A 14,100-nucleotide genomic window follows, 5' to 3' on the forward strand; every position below is an offset into this window, starting at 1 on the left:
CGAATGCGCGCGCGTCTATGCAATAGATCAGGAAAGCGAACGATAAATAACTCTAGTTCAAATTTGCGCCAATCTCGATCCCGGTCTTTGATCAGCGGATAGAGACGATATCCCCGTCCGATTGACCGGTCGTGCGCTTGGAGTGCGGTCTACGGCACAGAGCGCGTTTGACGCTTCGCATCCATACAGATAGCCTACATTCACCTTTCTACGGAAGCCAGCAACGGGTGCGCGATACGCGTGACATTCGGCATCGCGAAGATTCATCGACATGCGATACCGCTGCTGGCTGGCCGCCGCGCCTGCGCGCGATTCTGACGTGCAAGACCGGGACGAGCGTACGAACTTACGACGCTTCCGGCCGTCCGCAAACGTTCTCTGAGCGCTCGCGCACTGCGCGAAATGACGACGCCCTCGCGCCCGGTTAATTACCGCACAGAACGCGCCGTACAGCCTGTCATTCTTGCCCCACATCGCGTTCGACTCTGCATCCGACGCGTGGCGAAGAAACACTACAAGGGGCACAAATGAGCAATCCTAAAAAATTCAAATTGAATACTGCGATCAAACTCAGCGTCATCGTGATCGCGGCGGCCATGTCGAATTTCGCGTCCGCGCAAACGACGGGGAATCCTTGCAACCAGACTTCCGAGGGATGCGTGCCGCTCGGCACGAGCGCCGTGATGATGGTTGCGGCGGCGGACTCGCAGACGCGCGTATCGCCGACGACGGATCCGACCGTCGAAACGGTGTCGGCGGTCGTGCCGTTGCTCGAGGGCGGTCGCGGTGGCGAGGGATCGCCTGGAGCGGCTTCGGGCGGCGGAAATTCGAGTGGCTCGGGATCGGGTGCGGGTGCGGGTGCGGGCGGCGGTCAAGGCTCGTCCAGCAGCGGTCCGGGCGCGACGGCGGGGGCTGGCGGAAGCACGAGCGGCGGAGGCACCGGAACCGGCACAGGATCGGGTGGAACAGGTAACGGCAGTCAGGGCGCTGGAGATTCCGGTGGCGACTCCGGCGGGGACTCGGGCGGCGATTCGAGTGGACATGGGCACCATGGTCACGGGCACGGGCATGGCGATGGTGACGGCGACGGCGATGGGCATGGCCACGGTCATGGACATGGCCACGGCGATGGTGACGGTGATGGCCACGGTCATGGTCATGGCGATGGCCACGGCGATGGTCATGGTGACGGACACGGTGATGGCCACGGCGATGGTCATGGTGATGGCCACGGCGACGGACACGGTGATGGCCACGGGGATGGACACGGCGATGGACACGGCGTAGGGCATGGCGACGGTCACGGCGATGGTCATGGTGACGGCCACGGCGTAGGTCACGGCGATGGCCATGGCGACGGCCACGGCGATGGTCATGGCGACGGCGGTCATGGCGGAGTTGGTCACGGAGACGGCGGTCATGGCGACGGCGGCCATGGCAACGGTTCGCCTGGCGGCCACGGTAGCGGTAACGGCAATGGCGGCGCAGCCGGTGGTCACGGTGGCGGCGGTCAAGGCGGTGGCAACGGCGGCAATGGCGGCGGCGGTCACGGCGGTGGTGGAAGCGGCGGCGGTAGCGGTGGCGGCGGCGGTCACGGTGGTGGTGGCAATGGCGGTGGCGGCAACGGCGGCGGCAATGGTGGCGGCGGTCACGGCGGTGGTGGAAACGGCGGTGGCGGCAACGGCGGTGGCGGCAACGGCGGTGGCGGCAACGGCGGCGGCGGTCACGGCGGTGGCGGCAACGGCGGCGGCGGTCACGGTGGTGGCGGCAACGGCAGTGGCGGCAACGGCGGCGGCGGCAACGGCGGCGGTCACGGCGGCGGTGGCGGTCACGGTGGCGGCGGAGGCCACGGCGGCCGGTAACTTGGCAGCATGGCGCAAGGAAGAACCGATGCTCTTAACCCGGCATCGGTTTTTTCCTTTACTTGCCGTGAGCGCCTCGCGCGTATCCGCGATACCCGATCATCGATCGCATCGCGATCAGCGAAATCATCACGACGCGCGCAAACTGGCCCTTCTCACCCACGACGAAGGATCGCGCCATGCCCTCTCACACTCTCGATCTGAACGGCCGCGTCGCGCTCGTGACGGGCGGCTCACGCGGCATCGGTCGCGCGATTTCGCTCGCTCTCGGCGCATCCGGTGCATCGGTAGCGGTGAACTATCGGCAGCGCGAAAACGAGGCCACCGGCGTGGTCGCGGAAATCGAGCGCGGCGGCAATCGCGCGATCGCGGTACGCGCCGACGTGTCGACAGGCAACGACGTCACCGCGATGATCGACGACATCGTTCAACGCCTCGGCCACATCGACATCTTGGTGAACAACGCGGGCACAGCGACGATGATCGATATCGACGATCTCACCGAAGCCGAGTTCGACCGCACGCTCGCCGTCAATCTGAAGTCGGCGTTTCTCTGCACGCAAGCCGTGCTCCACGGCATGCGCGCGCGGCGCTGGGGACGCATCGTCAATCTGTCGTCGGCGGCGGCGCGCGGGCCGGGTCTGGTGGGCGTTCACTACAACGCATCGAAGGCGGGCCTCGAAGGTCTGACGCGCGGTTACGCCGCACGGCTCGCGCGCGATGGCATCACCGTCAACGCCGTCGCGCCCGGACCGATCGACACCGAAATGGCCGAACCGCTCAAGGCGTCGAATGTTGCGGAGCGGCTGCCCGTCGGGCGGCTCGGAGAAGCGGACGAAGTCGCGGACGTCGTGATGACGCTAATCGGCAACGCGTTCATCACCGGACAGACGATTCCGGTGAACGGCGGCGCCAGCTTCATCTGAAGAGACGCTGCTACACCCTCGGCGGGCCGACGTGCGTGACGACTTCCTTCACGCCCGGCGCGTTTTCGGCCGCGACGCGAACGGCCTTCGCTTCGTCGTCGTTCGTGACCGTCATCCACAGATGCACGGTCCCGTTTTCGACGATGACGTTCTCGCGAGCGAGCGCCCACGGATGGCCCGACATCGCCGCGATGACCGCCTCCCGGATCGAGTGATCGGTGATATCGGCATCGACGGGCAACTCGGGCGCCATTGTGACGAGCGCGCGAATCAGATTTGCGCGGCTCACCACGCCGACCACCTTGCCGTCGCGCAGCACCGGCACGCGCTTGATGCGCTTGCGTTCAAGCAGCTCGGCGATGTCGGCGACGGGGCATGTTTCGCTCACGGTCGCGACGTCGGTGGTCATCACGTCGCTGACCTTGCGCGCGTGCTCCTTGACATACTGGCTCGCCAGTTCGCGCGTCGATGCAACGAGTTCGAGCCACCACGCACGCTGCTTGACGCCGGTCCCGATCTCCGCGCGATGCATCAGGTCGCCCTCGGTGACGATGCCGAGCAGGTTGCCCTCCTCGTCGATCACAGGCATGCCGCTGATGCCGGCGAATACCATCGTGCCCGCGGCCTGGCGCACGGACATATCGGGACTGGCGGAAACGATCGATGTCGTCATGATGTCGGCAGCTCGCACGTTCATCTCCCTCTGAAAAGACAGTGGCGTTATGGATAAGCGTTATGGTGCCTGCGGCGTCGGGTCGTCGTCCGGCCGGCGCGTGCGTCGAGCTTGATACAGGTCAACGGTCAGAATGCGCGCGATGAAGAAACGGAACCGCCCTCTCGCACCGCTGCTCGCGATGCGAACCCATCATCGGGAGCTTGATGAACGATACAACAGAACGCGCTGCGATACCGATCTCAAGTATGCGCTCACGCGGTTCGAGCTGAAGGTCGAACCCGCGCTCTTCGGCCTGCGCACGATCATGGACGAATCCGTCGAGTTTTGCGCGAATCACAGGCGCACTGCAGAAACGGTCATTCTTCCCGCCGTCGAGTGCCATCTATCGGAATTCGACCAGGCACCCATCGACGCAGCACTCGAATCTCGGCCCGACGCTTCCGCGATGCAACATCGAAGGAGAGCGCCGGGAAGTCTGTACCGCCTGATAACAAAGGCCGTCAGAGCCGTCGGGAGAATTTACTGACTCCGAACTCGATTCCAAAGAAGTAAGTTTTTCTGCCACCGCAACGCCGCAGCAGATTTTTTTACTGTGACAGACGTTTACATTCATCTCATAAGACGATAACCTTGCAGCCGTTGATCAGGTTTCGGCAACGGTTGCCGAGGTAGCGGAAGAACTCCGAAACGATTCGGCAAGTTTGACTGCAAACGCGCAAACGTTACCTATCCGACGACGATGCCTTCGAACTGAGCAGGTTTGTCATTTCGTAAGGCCCACGAGAGCGAACGCAATCGTTTGCTCGACTCAGCCATCCAGAGCGCCTGCTGCATCGCGCAATGGACCCAGCAGTGAATCCGTGCCGTTCAGTCTGTCCTTTAGCGCCTAACTTCGGCGTCGCGCAAACAGTCTGTCCTGAGCATGTAGTTTGGATGACTAACGAGTGTCATTTCGACGACAAACGGATCAGACGATCGCCACGTTTCCGAGTGGCATCGTGAATCACTGAAGAGGTCCGGGCAGCATTCTGGGTTTTACGAGCCTTACGCAAGTACATTAGTACCACTAAACACAATGACGAACCTTAACCAGACCTCGCTTCGTAACTTCAACGTTTTCTCGGCTCGCAAGGCCGCAGCGATCGCCACGGCAGCGCTTACGAGCGTGCTGCTCGCCGCGTGCGGCGGCGGCGGTGAAACCGCGTTCGACGACGCGACTGCCAAGAGCGCCGCCGCTCCGGAATCGACGGCGAAAGCGGCGACGAGCACGTCGATCTTCTACGGCGCGAACGGCCGCAACACGAACGGCGGCGCGTACGACTCGACGCCCGTGGCGACGCAGCTCGCGCAACTGAAGGACATCGGCGCGACGATCTATCGTAACGACGTATACAACCTGGCGTCGGCGAAGGTCATCGCGAAGATGGCGCAGACGATGGCGGCGAGCGGCGTGACCGTGTATCCCGTGATCCTGCTCGGCACCGGCTTCAGCAACGAACAGGATGCGTACAACGCTGCCTACACGCTCGGCGCGCAAGTCGCGAGCACGTACAAGTACAAGTACTACGAAGTCGGCAACGAACTCGAAGCGACGGCGCTGAACGGCAACGTCGACGGCACGAGCTGGACGCATTACAAGAATCAGCCCTACGTCGTCGCGCGCGGCGTGATCCGCGGTCTCATCGCCGGCGTGAAGTCGAAGGACAGCACGGCGAAGATTGTCGTCAACGGAACGTGGCTGCACTACGCGTTCTTCCAAATGCTGATGGACGGCTCGCAGCCGGACGGCACCCGCGGCCACCCGACGGTTAGCTGGGACATCACCGCATGGCACTGGTATTCGGATCAGGGCAACATGACGCGCGCATGCGGCGGCACGGGTTGTTACGACATGCTCGGCGTTCTCCATTCGTTCGGCAAGCCGGTGTGGCTCAGCGAATTCGGCGTGCGTCCGAACTACGGCACGGATCAGCAGATCGCGAACTACATGGTCGGCAGCATGATGATGGCGCAGTACCAGAGCGTCGCATCGAAGTACAACATCCAGTCGATCCAGGCGTTCGAGCTCTATGACGACAACGAAGGCAACTTCGGGCTGATGAAGTCCGACGGTCAGACGACGAAGCCCGCTTACTGGTCGTACAAGAACTTCGTTGCGACCCACCCGATGTAATTGCGCGGGGCAAGTCACCCCGTTTAACTGACCCAACGATCAACGAGCGACCCACAGTGGTCGCTCGTTGCGTTTTGAGCCCTTAAAACAGGCGGTTTCCTTATCGGCGCGGCCGTATGACTGGTATTCCGTCATGGCGGCTTGTCGGCGGCTGCGGTCCACCCTACTCTGACTGCGAGCCTGCCCCGACGATCACCGCCGGGTTTGGCCATCCCATTCGATCCATACACTGCCTCATCTTCCGTTCTCGGAGGATGCCGGTCCTATTGGAGAAGATATGCGCGACAACCTGATTCCGGTCATCGAACGCGACGTGCTCAAAGAGCGCGTGCGATCCATTCTTTATTGCGGTGAATCCGGCGCCGCGTCGATCGTCGGAATCGCGAAGCGGCTCGCGTCGGCGGGCAGGCAGTTCGAAGTGCACCACTTCGCGCGAGCGGCCGACCACGCGATGTTCGTCGATGAATTCGACGCACTGCGCGAGCACGGCAAGATCTACCATCATCTGGACCTGACCGATGATCTCTTCGCACAGGAAAGCGCCTTCACCATGAGTCCGACGCGCGCTTGCACGCAAATCTACTGCAGCGGACCGCCCGCGTTCACGGATCTGGTCGAGCGTCAGGCGCGAGAATGGGTGCACGCCTCGAACATCCACAAGATCGTGCTCAACGATCTCGCTGCGCGCAACTGACGCAAGCCGTCAAAGCGCCGCGGGATCGAGACCCAGCGCCTCTGCCAACTCGCGCGGCGAGCGCACGACCTGCGCTTCCCTGGGGAAAAGCGCGGCGCCTTCATCGTCGAAAGGCCATGCCAGAACGCGCATATGCGCCGCGATGGCGGCACGCGCGCCGGTCGGACTGTCCTCGACTGCGATCACTTCCTCGGGCGTGAGCCGCAAGAGCCACGCCGCGCGCTCGTACGGCTCGGGACTCGGCTTGCCGTTGCGAACATCGTTGACGCTGATGCTCACGAGCGAAGGCTCTTCGATACCGAGCGCACGCAGATTCGCTTCGAGCAGCATGCGCGATGCATTCGACACGATCGCCTGCGTGATGCCCGCGGCCTTCGCGGCGCGATACACCTCCAGCGCGCCGGGACGCGGCACGAGCGCGGGCGCATTCTCCAGATACGTCCGCGCGCGAAACATCGACCAATCCGCGAAGTCGACCGTCAAGCCGAAGCGCTCACGACACAGCGCATGCACCTCGCGCCCCGTCTTGCCGAAGACGAGCGGATGCATCTCCTCGCCCGCCTCCACGCCGTGCCGCGCGAGCGCAGCGATCAACGTCTTCAGATGCAGCGACTCGCTTTCCGCGAGCGTGCCGTCCATGTCCCACAAAATCGCCTTGATCAAAGCCTGACTCTTCCTTGTCGTATGCGGACGGTCGCCGCGAAATGGGCGCAGCCTATCACGCCGTCACGAGCATCGTCATTGCCGTTGCATTTATTTATACGGCCATATAATATCGACATCAATCCATACGACTCAATCTTCGGAAGGACGAGATCATGAGCAGAACACTTCGCGTCGGCGTTGTCGGCGGCGGAATCGGCGGGGTCGCATTGACCGGCGCGCTCGCGCGGCACGGCATCGAGGTGCGGCTTTTCGAGCGCGCGGGCGTTTTCGGCGATGTCGGCGCGGGCATCCAGATGACGCCCAATGCGGTGAAGGTGCTGCAGGCGCTCGGCATCGGCGATGCGCTGCGCGATGTCGCGTTCGTGCCGCAAGCGATCGTCGGGCGCAACTGGGAGACCGCGCGCGAGAACTTCCGCATTCCGCTCGCTTCGGAATGCCCGAAGCTGTATGGCGCGCCGTTCTATCACGTGCATCGCGCGGATCTGCATCGCCTGCTGACGACGCTCGTGCCCGCCGATGCCGCGCGTCTGTCGACGAGTTGCATCGACATTCGGCAGGAGAGGGACGCCGCCGTCGCCGTCTTCGACGATGGGAGCGAATTCGAAGCGGACGTGATCGTCGGCGCCGACGGCGTGCGTTCGATCGTGCGCGCGAAGCTCTTCGGCGACGAAGCGCCGCGCTTCACGGGCAACATGTGCTTCCGCGCCGTCGTGCCCTTCGATGAGACGCCCGAATTTGTGAGTCCGGATTCGTCGTTCTGGCTCGGGCCGCACGCGCATGTCGTCACGTATTACGTGCGTGGCGGCGCGGCGGTGAACATCGTCGCGGTCGCGGAGACGCAGAGCTGGGTCGAGGAATCGTGGAACGCGAAGTCGAGCCGTGAGGAATTGCTCGACGCGTTCGAAGGCTGGCATCCGAATTTGCAGCGTCTTTTCGAGCGCGCGGAATCGGTCTTCAAATGGGGCTTGTTCGATCGCGATCCGATGCGGACTTGGTCGCGTGGCAACGTCACATTGCTCGGCGACGCCGCGCATCCGATGTTGCCGTTTCTCTCGCAAGGCGCGGCGATGGCAATCGAAGATGGCTACGTGCTCGCGCAATCGCTCGCGGCGCATGGCACGGACATCGCGCACGCATTGGGCGACTACGAGGCCGAACGTCTGCCGCGCACGAGCCGCGTGCAACTCGAATCGCGCGAGCGGGGCCGCACGTATCACTTGCCGAGCGCGTTCGCGCAGAGAAAGCGCGATCTCATCTACAAGTTCAAGTCGTATCTGAATCCGCAGGCGTCGGGCATTCAGGCCAACTGGGTCTATGCGTACAACGCAACGGATTTCGCGCCGCGTGCGGCTGTGTCCAACGTTTCAGCGGAGGTTTGAGATGCCGGGAAAGGTTTATCGCATCGGGCAGATCGTCCCGAGTTCGAATACGACGATGGAAACCGAAATTCCGGCGATGCTGACTGCGCGTCAATCCATCGAACCGGAGCGTTTCACCTTTCATTCGAGCCGCATGCGGATGAAGAAGGTCGTGAAGGAAGAGCTCGCCGCGATGGATGCGGAGTCGGACCGCTGCGCCGTCGAGCTTTCCGATGCGCGCGTCGATGTGCTGGGTTATGCGTGTCTCGTCGCGATCATGGCGATGGGGCGCGGTTATCACCGCGTATCGCAGGCGCGTTTGACCCGGCATACGGCTGCGAATGGCGGCGAGGCGCCGGTTGTGACGAGCGCTGGTGCTTTGGTCGATGCGTTGAAGGTGATGAAGGCGAAACGCGTCGTCGTGGTGGCGCCTTATATGAAGGCGCTGACTGAGCTTGTGGTCGACTATATTCGAAGCGAAGGGTTCGATGTCATCGACTATCGCGCGCTCGAGATTCCCGACAATCTCGATGTGGCGCGGCATGATCCGGTTCTTCTGCCCGCTATCGTGCAGTCGATGCGCTATCAGGACGCTGATGTCGTCGTTCTCTCCGCTTGCGTGCAGATGCCGTCTTTATCCGTTGTGCCGATGGTCGAGGCGTTGACCGGGAAGCCCGTCGTGACTGCTGCAATCGCTACTACTTTTGCGATGTTGTCTCAGCTTGGGCTCAAGCGGGTTGTGCCCGGGGCCGGGGCTTTATTGTCTGGGGCTTTTTGATTTTTTTTTCTTCGCCGGATCCCGTTTTCGCGTCGGTCTATTAGCGTTGCCCCTGTGCGGGGCGGCACCTACTTTCTTTGCTGCTGCAAAGAAAGTAGGCAAAGAAAGCAGCTTTTCAGGCCCGCGGTCACACGCAATTTGGGTAGTCCTCTCGTCACAGGCGGCACTCGCCTAAAGAGTGCCCTCAAACACCTAATCGGGCTTGGCTCGCGCACGGTCTGCCGCCCGAATACGTTGAGCGCGCTGGTTCAGCACGAAACAGCTTCGGCACAGCGCTACGCGCTGCCGCTGGGTCTGCAAGGGAAAGCGACGAGCGGCAAGTGCAGTGAGATGGAGACGGCAGCAAAGAAGCACGCGCGGACCCGATTGACCGGTCGGCCGCGAAGCGGGCTGGAGCTATTTGGTGCTGAACCAGCTTGTTGTGTGGTGCGATGTGGCAGACCGTGCGCGATCCAAGCCCGGTTGGGCCTATGAGGGCACTCTTTAGGCAGCCCACGATGGACGAGAGGACTACCCAAATTGCGTGTGACCGCGGGCGTGTCAGTAGCTGCTTTCTTTGCTTACTTTCTTTGCAGCAGCAAAGAAAGTGAGTGCCGCCCCGCACAGGGGCAGTGCCAATAGACCGACCCGAAAACGGGATCCGGCGAAAACGGAAGTAAACGAGAAAGACACACGATGAAATCGACCCTACTCTACGGCGCAAACATCAACGCAAACGGCATCCGCCAACACTATCTGCGCTACGGCGGGCCGCAAGCAACCCACGATGCCATCGTGCTAATCCCCGGCATCACGAGCCCGGCCATCACCTGGGGGTTCGTCGCCGAAACGCTAGCCCGCCACTTCGATACCTACGTGCTTGACGTCCGCGGCCGCGGCCTCTCCGAAGCCTCATCGACGCTCGATTACAGTCTCGACGCGCAAACCGCCGATCTCATCGCGTTCATCGAAGCGATCGGCCTGAAGCAAGCCAACGTGCTCGGCCATTCGATGGGCGCACGCATCGCCCTGCGCGCCGCACGGCAAACAAAGTCCATCGCGCGACTCGCGCTCATCGATCCGCCCGTGTCCGGCCCGGGCCGTCGCGCCTACCCCGCGCAACTCGCGTGGTACATCGATTCGATCGCGCGCGCACGCAAAGGCATCGACGTAGAAGGCATGCGCGCGTTCTGCCCGACGTGGACCGACGAGCAACTGCGCCTGCGCGCGCAATGGCTGCACACCTGCGATGAACGCGCGATCCGCGCGAGCTTCGAAGGCTTCCATACGGACGACATCCACGCCGACATGCCGCACGTCACGCAACCCACGCTGCTGATGTCAGCCGGCCGCGGCGACGTGATCCGCGATGAAGACATCGCAGAAATGCGCGATCTGATGCCGCAACTCGAAGTCGTGAAAGTGCCGAACGCAGGCCACATGATCCCGTGGGACGACGAACAAGGCTTCTATCGCGCGCTCGGTTCGTTCTTCGGCGCAACACTCACCTGAAACGTAGGCGACACATCATGCCAATCAGCGACCATCAACTGATTCAAGCGTGGAAAGAGGTGCTCACGCTGTCGCGCCTGAAAGCAGGCCAGACCGTGACGATCCTCACCGGCGCCGCAACGCATCCGCAAACGCTCGCCTGCGCCTTGATTGCGACGCAATCGATGGGCGCCATCGTCAACCGGCTCGATCTTCCGCCCGTCAACGGCGAGAAGGCGCTGAGCCGCGACGCCCTCGCCTATCTCGGCCAAACGCCGCTCACCGGAAACCGCGCGGCCATCGCGGCCCTCAAGGCAAGCGATCTCGTGCTCGATCTGATGACGCTGCTTTTTTCGCCCGAGCAACACGACATTCTCGCGTCGGGCACGAAGATCCTGCTCGCCGTCGAACCGCCCGAAGTGCTCGTTCGCATGACGCCGTCGCTCGACGACAGAAGGCGCGTGCTCGCCGCCGCGAAGCGCATCGAACAGGCGCGCGAGATGCGCGTCACATCGAAAGCGGGCACCGATCTGCGCTGTCCGCTCGGCGAGTTTCCGGCCATCGCCGAATATGGTTTCGTCGATGAACCCGGCCGCTGGGATCATTGGCCGAGCGGTTTCGCGCTCACTTTTCCGAACGAAGGCGGCGCGAACGGGCGCATCGTGATCGATCGCGGCGACATCCTTCTGCCGCAGAAGAGCTATTGCACGGAACCGGTCGTGCTGACCGTCGAAGGCGGCTACGCGCGCCGCATCGAAGGCGGCGTCGATGCCGATCTCCTGCGCGAATACATGCTCTCGTTCGACGACCCCGAAGCCTTCGCGATCTCGCACATCGGCTGGGGCCTGCAAAAGCGCGCGCACTGGTCGACGCTCGGTCTCTACGATCGCGAGGCGACGCTCGGCATGGACGCCCGCGCGTTCGACGGCAACTTCCTGTTCTCGCTCGGTCCGAACAACGAAGGCGGCGGCAAGCGCACGACGGCTTGCCATATCGACATCCCCTTGCGCCGCTGCACCGTCTCGCTCGACGGCGTGGACGTCGTGCGCGAAGGAAGAACCATCGAGGAAACGTCATGAACGACGAGGTTTATCAGCGGCAAGGTTTCGGCAACGACCTTCGCATCGAAGGCCGCATCGGACTGTTGATCGTCGACTTCGTGAACGGTTTCGCCAATCCGGACGTGTTCGGCGGCGGCAACATCGCGCAGGCGATCGAGCGCACGGTGCCGCTGCTGCGCGCGGCGCGTGAGTTGCGCTGGCCGATCGCGCATAGCCGCATTGTCTATGCCGATGACGACGCCGATGCCAACATCTTCTCGCTCAAAGTCCCCGGCATGCTGACGCTGAAAGAGCACGCGCACGACAGCGCGATCGTGCCGCAACTCGCGCCGGAAGACGGCGAGCTCGTCGTGCGCAAGAACGTGCCGTCGGCGTTCTTCGGCACGTCGCTCGCCGCGTGGCTCACCATGCGCGGCGTCACCACGCTCGCCGTCGCGGGCGCGGTGACGAGCGGCTGCGTGCGCGCGAGCGTCGTCGATGCGATGCAGTTCGGCTTTCGTCCCGTGGTGCTATCCGATTGCGTCGGCGATCGCGCGCTCGCGCCGCATGACGCCAATCTTTTCGATATGGCGCAGAAGTACGCGGCCGTGATGTCGTCGGATGAATTGCTCAGCCGCGCGCGTCGTTCTCCGGCACGCAGCTGAACGATACGGTCGATGTCTGCTCTTGAAGCGAGCGCACGCCGCTCGTCGCTTCCGACCGGATCGCGACGCGTTGCGCGCGCTGCTTGCAGTATTCGGAGGCGGCGTCCATCGCCGCGTTGCGCGCCGTCACCCACGACATGCGCGTGCCCGTCGCCTTGCCGGTGACGGTGTAGGTGTTGGGCTGCGCGCCGGCCGTGACGCCGTTCGTCGTGCCGCAGGCCGCGAGCAGACACGCGAGCGCGAGCGCCCCGAACGCGCCGAACCTGCGCGGCGTCGAAATCATCGATCTGATGTAAGAGAACATGCTGGCGAACCGTGAATTTGAGACACGGCCGAATGGTACAAGCGGACGCGAATTTCTTCACGGATCAGAGGAATGACGCTGCACGACGGGGCCGGACAAGCGGCGGCGCGGGCCTTGCCTGCGCGCGTTTTCACGGTCGACCGCGTGCGCGCTTTGTTGCTCCGCTCAGGCCTGAGCGATGCGATCCAGCAGGCGTTGCAGGCGCGAATGCTGCGACGGCGCGAGTCCCGGTGTGGAAAGCGCCTGCACGACGCGTCCGCGCCAGTATGTCTTGGAGAAGAGCGAGTTCGCGCCTTCGAGGCTCAGCACTTGCTCGAGATGTTCGATCGCCGAATCGAGATGACCGACGCTATAAAGGAGTGCGCGCGCGCTGACGTTGTGCATGGCACGGGTGTTTCAGATGAAGATCGATTCGATGCGAACACGAAGCGGCGCGCGCTGACACACGCGCCGCTCGCGGACATCAGCTCATGTGCTGGCCGCCGTTGATCGCGATGTTGGAGCCGGTGACGAAGCCCGCGTCATCGGAGCACAGGAACGCGACGAGCGCCGCGACTTCCTCGGGCTTGCCGAGACGGCCCGCCGGAATCTGCGGAAGAATCTTCGTGTCGAGGATTTCCTGCGGAATCGCCGTCACCATCTTGGTCGCGAGATAGCCCGGCGAAATCGTGTTCACCGTCACGCCCTTCTTCGCGACTTCGAGCGCGAGCGACTTCGTGAAGCCGTGCATGCCCGCCTTCGCCGCCGAATAGTTCGTCTGGCCGATCTGACCTTTCGAGCCGTTCACCGACGAAATGTTGATGATGCGGCCAAAGCCGCGCGACACCATCTCTTCGCAGACCGGCTTCGTCATGTTGAAAACCGAGTCGAGGTTGGTGCGCAGCACGGAATCCCAGTTCACCTTCGTCATCTTCTTGAAGGTCGTGTCCTGGGTGATACCGGCGTTGTTCACGAGGATATCGATCGGGCCGACTTCAGCCTGGATCTTCGCCACGCAGTGCTGGGCGGAATCGTAATCGGCGACGTCCACGCCATACGCGCGGAAGTTGTAGCCCTGGCGGTCCATGCTCGCAAGCCATTCGCCGACTTTCGCGTTGCCCGGCGAATGCGTCACGACGACCGCGTAACCCGCGTCGTGCAGCTTCATGCTGATTGCTTCGCCCAGACCGCCCATGCCGCCCGTCACCACTGCGATTCGCTTAGTCATGCTGATACTCCTCGTCATTTCTCTCAGGTTAATGAATCTCGGAATGGCGCCGACGCGGCCATCTTGCCCAACGCTGATATTGTTTTGATGACGCGTCGGGACGCGCGCGCGGCGCCGTCGTACTGCATTCGTTACGGACGTTCCACCGCCAGCGCGACACCCATGCCGCCGCCGATGCACAGCGACGCCAGACCCTTCTTCGCATCGCGCTTCTGCATTTCGTGCAGCAGCGTGACGAGAATCCGGCAGCCCGACGCGCCGATCGGATGACCGATCGCGAT

15 protein-coding genes and 1 pseudogene are annotated in these 14,100 nt (G+C 63.0%); 9 read left to right on the forward strand and 7 right to left on the reverse strand.

Annotated elements, in window-relative coordinates; all coding sequences use genetic code 11:
* Positions 1–512: 512 nt before the first annotated feature.
* On the reverse strand, positions 513–1,832 hold the full coding sequence (locus NCR93_RS23540) for a hypothetical protein (protein ID WP_250532290.1): 1,320 nt from the start codon (positions 1,830–1,832) through the stop codon (positions 513–515).
* A 209-nt stretch (positions 1,833–2,041) separates the two neighbouring features.
* Here NCR93_RS23540 and NCR93_RS23545 point away from each other — a divergent pair, with 209 nt between their 5' ends.
* Positions 2,042–2,788, forward strand: a complete 747-nt coding sequence (locus NCR93_RS23545) for an SDR family NAD(P)-dependent oxidoreductase (protein WP_008349161.1) — start codon at positions 2,042–2,044, stop codon at positions 2,786–2,788.
* Between the two features lie 10 nt (positions 2,789–2,798).
* Here the strand turns inward: NCR93_RS23545 and NCR93_RS23550 are convergent, their stop codons facing one another.
* Positions 2,799–3,485, reverse strand: a complete 687-nt coding sequence (locus NCR93_RS23550; RefSeq protein ID WP_008349162.1) for a CBS domain-containing protein — start codon at positions 3,483–3,485, stop codon at positions 2,799–2,801.
* 118 nt (positions 3,486–3,603) lie between these two features.
* Here NCR93_RS23550 and NCR93_RS23555 point away from each other — a divergent pair, with 118 nt between their 5' ends.
* The 3 genes from NCR93_RS23555 (at position 3,604) to NCR93_RS23565 (ending at position 6,331) form a co-directional block, all read left to right on the forward strand.
* Positions 3,604–3,990, forward strand: coding sequence for a hypothetical protein (locus tag NCR93_RS23555; protein WP_239295003.1), 387 nt, complete (start codon positions 3,604–3,606; stop codon positions 3,988–3,990).
* Positions 3,991–4,539: 549 nt separating this feature from the next.
* A complete protein-coding gene (locus NCR93_RS23560; protein ID WP_175982103.1) occupies positions 4,540–5,637 on the forward strand; it encodes a glycosyl hydrolase in 1,098 nt (365 codons plus the stop codon).
* A gap of 277 nt (positions 5,638–5,914) precedes the next feature.
* Positions 5,915–6,331, forward strand: a complete 417-nt coding sequence (locus NCR93_RS23565; protein WP_008349165.1) for a ferredoxin reductase domain-containing protein — start codon at positions 5,915–5,917, stop codon at positions 6,329–6,331.
* A gap of 9 nt (positions 6,332–6,340) precedes the next feature.
* Here the strand turns inward: NCR93_RS23565 and NCR93_RS23570 are convergent, their stop codons facing one another.
* On the reverse strand, positions 6,341–6,994 hold the full coding sequence (locus NCR93_RS23570; RefSeq protein ID WP_175982102.1) for an HAD family hydrolase: 654 nt from the start codon (positions 6,992–6,994) through the stop codon (positions 6,341–6,343).
* Positions 6,995–7,149: 155 nt separating this feature from the next.
* On the opposite strand from NCR93_RS23570, the gene NCR93_RS23575 reads away from it, so the two are divergent.
* The 5 genes from NCR93_RS23575 to NCR93_RS23595 all read left to right on the forward strand — a co-directional run bounded on the left by NCR93_RS23575 (position 7,150) and on the right by NCR93_RS23595 (position 12,308).
* Complete coding sequence (locus NCR93_RS23575; RefSeq protein ID WP_175982101.1) at positions 7,150–8,376, forward strand: FAD-dependent monooxygenase; 1,227 nt, start codon at positions 7,150–7,152, stop codon at positions 8,374–8,376.
* Between the two features lies 1 nt (position 8,377).
* Positions 8,378–9,133 (forward strand): maleate cis-trans isomerase family protein, encoded by a 756-nt coding sequence (locus NCR93_RS23580; RefSeq protein WP_275445957.1) that lies wholly within the window; start codon positions 8,378–8,380, stop codon positions 9,131–9,133.
* Positions 9,134–9,808: 675 nt separating this feature from the next.
* Positions 9,809–10,624, forward strand: coding sequence for an alpha/beta fold hydrolase (locus NCR93_RS23585; RefSeq protein WP_175982099.1), 816 nt, complete (start codon positions 9,809–9,811; stop codon positions 10,622–10,624).
* Between the two features lie 17 nt (positions 10,625–10,641).
* Entirely contained in the window at positions 10,642–11,682 is a 1,041-nt protein-coding gene (locus NCR93_RS23590) for a 2,5-dihydroxypyridine 5,6-dioxygenase NicX family protein (protein WP_175982098.1), read from the forward strand.
* Complete coding sequence (locus NCR93_RS23595; protein ID WP_008349172.1) at positions 11,679–12,308, forward strand: isochorismatase family protein; 630 nt, start codon at positions 11,679–11,681, stop codon at positions 12,306–12,308. The genes NCR93_RS23590 and NCR93_RS23595 overlap by 4 nt, the downstream gene beginning before the upstream one ends.
* On the opposite strand, the gene NCR93_RS23600 is transcribed toward NCR93_RS23595, so the two are convergent.
* The 4 genes and pseudogenes from NCR93_RS23600 to NCR93_RS23615 form a co-directional block, all read right to left on the reverse strand.
* The gene (locus tag NCR93_RS23600) at positions 12,274–12,612 is read right to left on the reverse strand and encodes a hypothetical protein (RefSeq protein ID WP_008349173.1); all 339 of its coding nucleotides are present in this window, start codon (positions 12,610–12,612) and stop codon (positions 12,274–12,276) included. The genes NCR93_RS23595 and NCR93_RS23600 overlap by 35 nt on opposite strands.
* Positions 12,613–12,777: 165 nt before the next feature.
* Complete coding sequence (locus NCR93_RS23605; RefSeq protein ID WP_008349174.1) at positions 12,778–12,996, reverse strand: hypothetical protein; 219 nt, start codon at positions 12,994–12,996, stop codon at positions 12,778–12,780.
* A 79-nt stretch (positions 12,997–13,075) separates the two neighbouring features.
* Positions 13,076–13,819 carry an acetoacetyl-CoA reductase gene (gene phbB / locus NCR93_RS23610; protein ID WP_008349175.1) on the reverse strand — a complete coding sequence of 248 codons (744 nt, stop codon included), beginning with the start codon at positions 13,817–13,819 and terminating at the stop codon, positions 13,076–13,078.
* 131 nt (positions 13,820–13,950) lie between these two features.
* Positions 13,951–14,100, reverse strand: a pseudogene (locus NCR93_RS23615) (acetyl-CoA C-acetyltransferase); the annotation flags it as partial.

This window comes from Caballeronia sp. ATUFL_F1_KS39 (assembly GCF_023630985.1).
Classification (GTDB): Bacteria; Pseudomonadota; Gammaproteobacteria; order Burkholderiales; family Burkholderiaceae; genus Caballeronia; species Caballeronia zhejiangensis.